A 770-nucleotide genomic window follows, 5' to 3' on the forward strand; every position below is an offset into this window, starting at 1 on the left:
GGGTGATGCTGCCAACTTACTGATTTAGTGTATGATGGTGTTTTTGAGGTGCTCCAGTGGCTTCTGTTTCTATCAGCTGTCCCTCCTGTTCAGCTACTGACGGGGTGGTGCGTAACGGCAAAAGCACTGCCGGACATCAGCGCTATCTCTGCTCTCACTGCCGTAAAACATGGCAACTGCAGTTCACTTACACCGCTTCTCAACCCGGTACGCACCAGAAAATCATTGATATGGCCATGAATGGCGTTGGATGCCGGGCAACCGCCCGCATTATGGGCGTTGGCCTCAACACGATTTTCCGCCATTTAAAAAACTCAGGCCGCAGTCGGTAACCTCGCGCATACAGCCGGGCAGTGACGTCATCGTCTGCGCGGAAATGGACGAACAGTGGGGATACGTCGGGGCTAAATCGCGCCAGCGCTGGCTGTTTTACGCGTATGACAGGCTCCGGAAGACGGTTGTTGCGCACGTATTCGGTGAACGCACGATGGCGACGCTGGGGCGTCTTATGAGCCTGCTGTCACCCTTTGACGTGGTGATATGGATGACGGATGGCTGGCCGCTGTATGAATCCCGCCTGAAGGGAAAGCTGCACGTAATCAGCAAGCGATATACGCAGCGAATTGAGCGGCATAACCTGAATCTGAGGCAGCACCTGGCACGGCTGGGACGGAAGTCGCTGTCGTTCTCAAAATCGGTGGAGCTGCATGACAAAGTCATCGGGCATTATCTGAACATAAAACACTATCAATAAGTTGGAGTCATTACCC

1 protein-coding gene is annotated in these 770 nt (G+C 53.8%); it reads left to right on the forward strand.

What is annotated here, in order from left to right:
* Window positions 1-56: 56 nt before the first annotated feature.
* Window positions 57-754, forward strand: a protein-coding gene (locus GV764_RS14470; protein WP_095033700.1) for an IS1-like element IS1B family transposase whose coding sequence is annotated in 2 segments (ribosomal slippage) — window positions 57-306 and window positions 306-754 — 699 coding nt in all. Because the reading frame shifts where the segments join, the coding sequence is not laid out codon by codon here.
* Window positions 755-770 lie beyond the last annotated feature (16 nt).

Origin of the sequence: Atlantibacter hermannii (assembly GCF_009907385.1) — a bacterium.
Lineage (GTDB): Bacteria > Pseudomonadota > Gammaproteobacteria > Enterobacterales > Enterobacteriaceae > Atlantibacter > Atlantibacter hermannii_A.